Origin of the sequence: Acinetobacter sp. SFB, from assembly GCF_001647545.1 — a bacterium.
Lineage (GTDB): Bacteria > Pseudomonadota > Gammaproteobacteria > Pseudomonadales > Moraxellaceae > Acinetobacter.
Map to the genome: position 1 here is coordinate 121,593 of NZ_LSZH01000002.1, position 8,869 is coordinate 130,461.

At 40.1% G+C, this 8,869-nt stretch carries 8 protein-coding genes; 1 reads left to right on the top strand and 7 read right to left on the bottom strand.

The genetic code is table 11. From position 1 onward, the window contains the following. From AY606_RS03595 to AY606_RS03605, 3 genes are all read right to left on the bottom strand, one after another. Positions 1-944 (bottom strand): sodium-dependent transporter (locus AY606_RS03595; RefSeq protein WP_171255354.1); only part of this gene is annotated, 944 nt, incomplete at its 3' end. Positions 945-959: 15 nt separating this feature from the next. Further along, the gene (locus AY606_RS03600) at positions 960-1,160 is read right to left on the bottom strand and encodes a hypothetical protein (protein WP_067864862.1); all 201 of its coding nucleotides are present in this window, start codon (positions 1,158-1,160) and stop codon (positions 960-962) included. A 195-nt stretch (positions 1,161-1,355) separates the two neighbouring features. Beyond that, positions 1,356-2,801, bottom strand: a complete 1,446-nt coding sequence (locus tag AY606_RS03605) for an aldehyde dehydrogenase family protein (protein ID WP_067864865.1) — start codon at positions 2,799-2,801, stop codon at positions 1,356-1,358. A 147-nt stretch (positions 2,802-2,948) separates the two neighbouring features. Between AY606_RS03605 and AY606_RS03610 the strand changes: the two genes are divergently transcribed. After that, on the top strand, positions 2,949-3,641 hold the full coding sequence (locus AY606_RS03610) for a TIGR04219 family outer membrane beta-barrel protein (RefSeq protein WP_067864868.1): 693 nt from the start codon (positions 2,949-2,951) through the stop codon (positions 3,639-3,641). Positions 3,642-3,944: 303 nt separating this feature from the next. On the opposite strand, the gene AY606_RS03615 is transcribed toward AY606_RS03610, so the two are convergent. The 4 genes from AY606_RS03615 to AY606_RS03635 form a co-directional block, all read right to left on the bottom strand. Continuing rightward, entirely contained in the window at positions 3,945-5,306 is a 1,362-nt protein-coding gene (locus tag AY606_RS03615) for an MFS transporter (protein ID WP_067864871.1), read from the bottom strand. 545 nt (positions 5,307-5,851) lie between these two features. Continuing rightward, positions 5,852-6,175: an ankyrin repeat domain-containing protein gene (locus AY606_RS03625; protein ID WP_067864874.1), complete on the bottom strand. Its 324-nt coding sequence runs from the start codon at positions 6,173-6,175 to the stop codon at positions 5,852-5,854. Positions 6,176-6,248: 73 nt separating this feature from the next. Continuing rightward, on the bottom strand, positions 6,249-7,076 hold the full coding sequence (locus tag AY606_RS03630) for a hypothetical protein (protein ID WP_067864876.1): 828 nt from the start codon (positions 7,074-7,076) through the stop codon (positions 6,249-6,251). Positions 7,077-7,193: 117 nt separating this feature from the next. Next, a complete protein-coding gene (locus tag AY606_RS03635) occupies positions 7,194-8,543 on the bottom strand; it encodes an aromatic acid/H+ symport family MFS transporter (RefSeq protein ID WP_067864880.1) in 1,350 nt (449 codons plus the stop codon). Positions 8,544-8,869 lie beyond the last annotated feature (326 nt).

Consider the following 8,869-nt stretch of genomic DNA (forward strand, 5'->3'; position numbering starts at 1 on the left):
CCAGCACCCAGGCTAGAAATAATTTTAGGGAAGGCAATAAAGGCCAGTCCAATCCCGCCACTCACTACATCTTGTACATTGCTATTTGCAGTATAGGCCATAAAGCCAAGCGCAGAAAAAATACCAATACCGGCTAAAATTTCAGTTGAAGCATTGGCAAAGCCCACGATTAAACCGGAACCAGTTAAATTGGTTTTGGGTTTTAAATAAGAGGCATACGTCACCATGATCCCGAAACCGACGGAAAGCGAGAAGAAGGTATGACCATACGCTGCCAGCCAAACCTTATAGTCCATCATCGCCGCCCAGTTCGGGGTAAAAAAGGCATTTAAACCATCAACCGCGCCGGGTAAACGAAGTGCCTGAATCACTAAAAGGCTAAACAGGACAAACAACAAGGGCATAAAAATCTTGTTGGAAAGCTCCACGCCTTTTTTTACACCACCATATAAAATGATTAAGGTCAGCACCCAAATCCCTGCCAATGGCCAGAAAATATGGCTGACAAAACGGGGATCAAAACCGGTAGCATCCGAAGTCTGCAAATAGGTTTTAAAGAAGAAACCTTCCGGATCACTGCCCCACATCTGACCAATAGAGAAGTAGACATAACTGCCCGCCCAGGTCAAAACGCTGGCGTAATACAAACCAATGATGATACAGACACACACTTGCCACCATCCGAGGGTTTCACCACCACGGAACAGTTTTCGGTATGCTTTGGGAGGTGAACTGTTGTTCTTATGCCCTACTGCATAATCTAAAAATAAAAGCGGTAAACCGGCAGTAATTAAAGCAATTAAATAAGGAATTAAGAATGCGCCACCGCCATTTTCATAAGCAATGTAGGGAAAGCGCCAAATATTACCTAAACCGACAGCCGATCCGACTGCTGCAATAATAAAGCCCGATCGTGATGTCCAGTTTTCACGAGTATCTGTCATAAAACACCTAAACCTTTAGATATCTTTAAATGCTGCTTGTTGTTGAGTTATCTGGCGAGCAAAAAAGTACCATTCAAAAATTAATCTTTTTATGTCTGAAGTTAGTTCTACGCCTTTTGAGCATTCTGTTCTAAATTGCAAACAGGCTGTCATCACAAAATCTTGCTTAAAGTCTTTTGTGTCTTTTGAGCCTTTCAATGCTTGAACAATACCCATTTTCCAGAGCTTTTTCTGTAGTTTTTGCGGAAATTATTTAATTTTATAATCTATAAATCATGAATTGCTCAAAATATAGCTGATATGGCGCTCTGCATAATTCAATCTGTTCCTTTTGTTAGTATGACGGATTTTCCATTGGGTTTTTATTAAAAGCAATCAGGGCATTTCCATACCCCAATTACCTCAATTTTCTTATTTTTTAATGACTAAAATACGCTCTTCCTGCATATCACGAATCGCATATTGCACGCCTTCACGTCCCAGACCGGAGTCTTTTACACCACCATAGGGCATGTTATCGACCCGGAAAGAGGGAACATCATTAATAATCACGCCACCGACATGCAAATGATCCCAGGCATACAGCATTTTATTCAAGTTCTGGGTATACACCCCGGCCTGTAAGCCAAAACGGCTGCTATTGATTCGGTCTATGCCTTGCTCAAAAGTCTTATATTTCTCAATAATCGCCACTGGTCCAAATGCTTCATCTTTGTAAATTTCTAGCGAAGTATCGACATTTTCCAGCAAAGTCGGTTCAAACATCATTCCATTTAGCTCGCCGCCAGTCAGCAATTTTGCCCCTTTTTTCACCGCTTTATCGACCCATTTTTTCAGACGAAGGGCTTCTGATTCTTTAATCATCGGCCCCACTAGCGTGCTGCCAAGCTCAGGATCAGCCGCCTTGATTTTTTTCAGTTTGGTGACCAACTTCTTCTTCAGTTCAGCATAGATATCTGCATGTACCAAAATACGTTGCACACTAATGCACACCTGCCCGGCATGGTTATAGGCACCGCCAATCAAACGATCCAACAAGGCATCACTAATTTCAGTATCGGCATCAATCATGACTGCGGCATTACCGCCCAGCTCCAGAACTACTTTCTTACGCCCGGCACGTGCTTTCATATCCCAACCGACCACATCCGAACCGGTAAAACTGAGCAGTTTGAAACGGTCATCGGTGACCAGTACATCGGCATGTTCACGTGGACAGGGTAAAATCGAAAATGCACCTTTGGGTAAATCGGTCTCGGCCAGAACTTCAGCAATCTTCAGTGCAGAAATAGGGGTTAAGCTGGCCGGTTTAAGCACAAATGGGCAACCCGCTGCAATTGCAGGGGCAATTTTATGCGCGGTGAGATTCAATGGAAAATTAAACGGACTAATTAAGGAGACTGCACCAATCGGGACATATTTCATCATGCCTTGATAACCCGACGCTGCCGCTGTAACAGCCAACGGAATCATGCGTCCATCATCCAATTGAGTTACCGCATCGGCTGCAATTTGAAAGGTATTGATTAAACGTTCCACTTCAGCAGCAGCGGCCTTGCGTGGTTTTCCACCTTCTGCAATCAGGATTTCAGTCAACTCCGCTCGCATTTCACTAAAGCGTTTCACACAATGCAGCAAGATTTTTTGTTTTTGAAAGGGTTCTAAAGCCGCCATTTCTTTTTCCGCTTTTACCGCAGATTGAATCGCTTTCTCAATAGTTTTTTCATTTGCCAAAGCCACCCGTGCATAAAGCTCCTGCGTATATTTATGTTGAACTTCAAGCCATTGCTCGGTTTTAACCGCTTTACCTGCCACATACAGGGGATAATCAATCACGTTTACAGCTTTATCTGCCATGTAAAAAATTCCTTTCATTTTCTAGAAATAACAGCAATGCAATTTTCTTTCATTCGCTATATGATGCGCTGAGTTGGGCAGTAGTTCCTTATATTTAAGTAACAACATTATTTTCTAAAAATAACACATCGCATATTCAGGATATCCATGCAATCACTCAAATTATTTAGCTTCATCCTTGGACTTGGCGTAGTCAGCTCTGCACACGCCGATTTTATTGGGGTTAAAGCCGGTATAGATTACTGGAACTACAGCGCAGATTTAAGTAATCCAGCCTCAGCACGTCCACAATCCCAACTGGAAGATGATCACGGCATGTCATTTTCTGTGGCCCTAGAACATCCGGTACCCTTTTTGCCCAATGCCAAAATTAAACATACTAATGTGCAGGCTGAAAGTGATCAGAGTTTTGCCGGGGTAAAAAGCCATCAGGTCGATCTGGATTATTCTGACTTCATTCTGTATTACGAAATCCTCGATAATATTGTCTCGGCCGATGTTGGTTTCGGTGCCAAATTACTCGATGGCGATATCCAGCAGAACGTTACCCAAAATACAGAAGTCAGTGAAACCTTACCGATGGTCTATGCAGAAGCAGGAGTCAAACTGCCCTTTACCGGACTCAGTGCCAAGGCAGAAGCCAGTTTTGCCAAGTTAAGCGATCGGCAAGTCACCGATGCCCAAGTAGAACTGAAATATAACTTTGTCGATACCCTACTGGTCGATGTCGGTGCCAAAGCCGGTTATCGCATTCTGGATATTCAGTTAGAGGAAGGTTCAGATCAGGAAGCCAAATTGAAATTTAAAGGGCCTTATCTTGGTGTAGAAGCTCATTTCTAAAGCATTGTTGTACGCTTTTGCTTACATCAACTGCAGAAAACAGCAGCTATTCAAGCCGTTTGATTCGCACTATATTTAATTCACCAGGAAACAGGAAGTTTCCCAAACTAAAAACAATAATAATCAGTTTGAGCATCAGGAAGTGAGGTACGACAGGAGTTATACCTAAGTCACCCATACGAAAAAGCCCTATCAGGATGATGGGGCTTTTTTCATGCTTCAAATTAATCTCATCTACAAATAAAAAGCCTCCCGAAGGAGGCTTAAGTTTTAAAATAATCTATCTTTAGTAGATGAGCATTTTCAAGAACGGCTAGGTTGTACAGATGTCGGAAGGGTTTGTTCAGCTTTAATTTTTTCCGTTTTTGCTGGGCGGATAAAGAATATGGCCATGGCACCAATAATTCCAGGAATAGCCACAGCGATAAAATTCCATTTATGTGGCAGTTCCATACCCAACAGCATGCCAATCGCAATTGGACCAACAATCGCGCCGGTACGACCCACAGCCGATGCCCAGCCAATACCTGTTGAGCGGACTGCAACCGGATAGTACTGTGCCACATAACTGTACAGTAAAATGCTGCTGCCAATTGAGGATGCACCAGCCAGACTTACCAGTAAATAAATAACAGGCTGTGGAGAATTGAAGCCGAGTCCAACTAAAGAAAGTACGCCTAGCACTAACATACTGATCAGCACCGGTTTAAAGTCAAAGCGGTCCGCTAAAACGCCTCCACTGATGGTTCCAATCACGGCTCCAATATTCAATGCCAGTAAGAACATCAAGCTGCTGCCTAAAGAATAACCGGCTGCCATCATCAGTTTTGGCAACCAGCTGCCTAATGCATAAAGCATCAATAAGCACATAAAGAATGCCAGCCAAAACAAGAATGTTCCCACAGCTCGATTTTCACTGAACAGTTCTTTTACTGAGGTACTTCCCGTCTGATCATTGGACGCTAAAACCAATTGTGTATTTGCAGACACTTGCGCTGCTGGCTCAATTTTTTGTAAAAAATGACGTGCCTGGTCTTCTTTCTTTGCCTTAACCAAAAATATTAAAGATTCCGGCAGGAATTTCCAAAAGAATGGAACGAACAGTAAAGGAATAACTGCAATATAGAACATGATTTGCCAGCCATAATCTGCGGTAAACCAAGTTCCACACAATGCTGCCAGAATCCCGCCCATGGCATAACCGCTAAACATGGTGGTAACTAAAGTACTGCGCACACGCTGCGGTGCATATTCTGAAGTTAAAGCCACTAAATTTGGCAATACGCCGCCAATACCAAGGCCTGCAATAAAGCGTAATATTGCAAATTCTGTAGGATTGGTGGCAAATCCCCCTAAAAACGTAAACAGGCTGAACAATGAAACGCAAATTAAAATCACTTTTTTGCGGCCAATTTTATCCGCCAACATGCCAAAGCCCATCGCGCCAAACATCATGCCAGCCAAAGCTGTACTGGCCAACATGCCTGCCTGCACGGCACTCATGCCCCACTCTTGCATTAGTAATGGTAAAACCACCCCATTAATTGCCAAGTCATAACCGTCAAATAAGACAATAAACAGACACCACAGCACAAGTTTCAAGTGAAATGACTTGAACTTGGCTTGATCTATTACAGCATTTACATTCATTGTTGTCGTTGTCATGAGTACTCACCTCCAATGTGAGACTTGAATTTTCACCTACAATGGGTTTCTGGCGGAATTTTGTCCACAACTTGAAAGGCATAAATCTATACCTTGAAGGTATATGAAATCTTTTCTGAAATAAAATGACAGGATAATACGAGCCAAGAGTAGGATTTTTTGTTACATATTTTACTGTGAACTATGGTTCACACTTATTTTTAATAATAAAAACAATATATTAAAAATTTAAAATTTTATACCCGACTAAAGAGGATTTGATTGAAAGATTGTCAGAGTTTGTCGACTGAAAAGCTTAAAAGGAATAAGTACGGATATCTTGAAGTAAAGTATTCAATTCTGGCTTAAGTTATAGATGTCTTATGATTGATGGAGATAATCCTACAGATAAATTTTGTCTTCTAAATTCAGAATCAAACAGAATGTTTATCCAACTAAAAACAGCAATAAAATTTGAGGCTCAGGATGGAAATACAACTGAAGTAAATAGTGAAACAAAGGATATAAAAAAGCCCCATCAATGTAGGGCTTCATCTTTGAGTTTATTAATGCAGACTTTTTAAGCTTTTTAAATAAGCCACTATTTCCTTATTTCCCGCCATTTCTGCAAGTTCTAGCGCGGTATAGATACTGCGATGATCAATATCAGCACCTTTACTGACAAGTAGCTTCACAACTTCCAAGTGATCATTTTCAGCGGCTGCCTGTAAAGCACTATAGCCTTCATCATCGGTAGAATTAGGGTCAATGCCTTGCTTTAAGCTTTCACTCACCTGTTCAAGATCGCCAAGTGAAGCCCAGTAAACCAGTTCAGGAAGATGCAGTTCTTCATCATCTTCAGGGATTGGGGAGATCGAATTAAATTGCATAGGATTGGTTCCAAAATCTTTTAACTTATTAAATGCATAAAGCTTTAGATGGTCAATTCAAATTCTGTTTAAATTAAGGCTCTTCATATTTTTCTATATGACTCTTTGTGATTCTAAAAGCATCTTTGAAGTTTTGGTCATATTTATTATGGTACTGATAACCACAACGTTGGTTATGGATATCTGTGAAATCATCATGCCAATGCATGATTTTACCATTTTTATATTTTAAGATTGTATTAGGATAAATTTTTCCTTTATATAGATCTGAAAATTTACGTTTTGGAATCACTAATCCTAGAGTTAAAAAATTTTCTTCTAAAATCAATTTCATCACTAATTTTCTGAAAGAAGCTAATTCACAACTTCCCCCCCATCCGACTTGTCCACTGAAATGTAATGAGTGATTAAGAATTAAAAAATGATATTCATTTATCTCTAATAAGATACAAGTCTCTCCACAGATACTATCTGATCTTATAAAATAAATAGTAGTTGGATTAAGCTCATGAATTTTTTGTATACAGTCATAACAATTAGAATAGTGCTCTTGATCAAACTTGAACGGCTCCTCCTGTCCTTGAATCAACCATTTTGAATTTATAGCAAACTTAGCTGAAAATTCCTTAAGAAATTCTATTGAAGGCTCTTTCTGCCCTAAAAAGTATTTTTCTAATTTACTGATTTTTTTGAATTGAAACATTTGGCTTAATTGAGCAATTGTAAGAGCTTCTTCTCTGCCATCATTCATTAATTCAAGTACCTGAGTTAAGCGTTTAGAAATAGCATTAACTTCAGTAGGCTTTTCATTATTAAATGTATGTTTACTAAATTTTTTCTTTATCGTATAACTTAAAAGATTAGTAATTAATCCTGACCCAATACTTTCCAAAAGACCCATTTTTAAATTTCTTTTAATGTACTTTGTTAAGTTTAATATACATCAAAATCTCTACTAGCTATGACCTATACACTAACAAAAAGCCCCCTTTCGGAGGCTTCTTTTCAATTTTAATTTCTAAGCTTTGGCTGCTATCTGTTTCGATGCTTTAATCTTTTCAGATTCATCTTCACTCATAATCAATGCAACTGCAATCGCAGTAATCAACACAGGTAAACCTACCGCCATAAAGTTAAAGTAGGCAGGTAAGTTCATACCAAGTAAGCCACCAATTAAAATTGGACCTACAATCGCACCCATACGGCCAATTGCAGAAGACCAGCCAATGCCCGTCGAACGTACAGCAAGCGGGTAGAACTGAGCCACATAACTATAGAGAAGCATTTGTGAGCCGATTGAAGCTGCACCTGCCAAGAATACTAAAATATACAGAAGGAATTGATTCGATTGGAAGCCCATTAAGCTCATCACAATCGCACCCATAATCCCAAGGAACATCAGCACAGGTTTTAAGTGGAAACGATCCGCCAAAATACCGCCGCCGACAATACCGACTACCGCACCGACATTCATCACCATCATGAACATTAGACTGTTATCCATCGAGTAACCAGCTGCCATCATCAGCTTAGGCAACCAGCTGCTTAACGCATACATCGTCAGTAAACAGGTAAAGAATGCAAGCCAGAACAACAAGGTATTGGTTGCACGTCCACGACGGAACAAGCTCAACACGTTTGCAGCTTCAGGCACACTTTCTTGCGGCAAAGTAAAAATCGTGGATTCTGTAACTTTAAGTGAAGGCTCAAGACGACGCACGATTACGCGTGCATTTTCCTGTTTGTTTTGCTTCACCATAAACGCTAAAGATTCTGGTAAGAATTTCCAAATAAGCGGAAGTAAAAATAAAGGAATGCCCGCAATAAAGAACATGACCTGCCAACCATAAGTTGGGGTAAACCATGAACCTAACAGTGCAGCCATCACGCCACCCACGGCATAACCACTAAACATGGTTGTAACCAGCGTACTACGCATCTTTTGCGGTGCATATTCAGAAGTTAAAGCCACAAGGTTTGGCATCACACCGCCAATCCCTAGACCAGCCAAGAAACGTAAAATACCAAACTCAGTCGGATTTGAAGCAAAACCGCCTGCAAAAGTGAGTCCGCTAAACAGCACAATACAAATCATAATGACTTTTTTACGGCCAATTTTGTCTGCCAATGACCCAAAGAACATTGCGCCAAACATCATGCCCGCAAGCGCTGTACTGGCTAACATGCCTGCTTGAACGGCACTCAAGCCCCAATTATTCATCAACAATGGTAAAGTCACACCATTAATCGCTAGATCGTAGCCATCAAATAGGATAATGAGTAAACACCAAGCGACCACATTAAAGTGAAATGGGGTAAATTTCGCATGATCCACTACAGAATTTACATCTATTTTTTCCGTTGTCATTCGTTCTCATCTCCCATGAGTACTTGTCCATCACATCACATGAATTGTTAAGTTAAAAATTCAATTTGGCACAATATACTCATATGATTTTCTAGAAACAATAAGACTAATTATTCATATAAAAAACCTTATGACTTTTTAAATTTATTAATATATATCATCATGATAAGAGATTATTTTTTGAATTATAATTTCATATTTTTTAAATTTAAAAGAACTTTTATTCTGACGTTTTTCTAAATAGAAAAAAACAACTTCACCTAAAATGAGGGGTTTTGAGCGGCTGATTCCGGGGCTTAATCTCGGCTCTTCGCATTGAGTTTTTG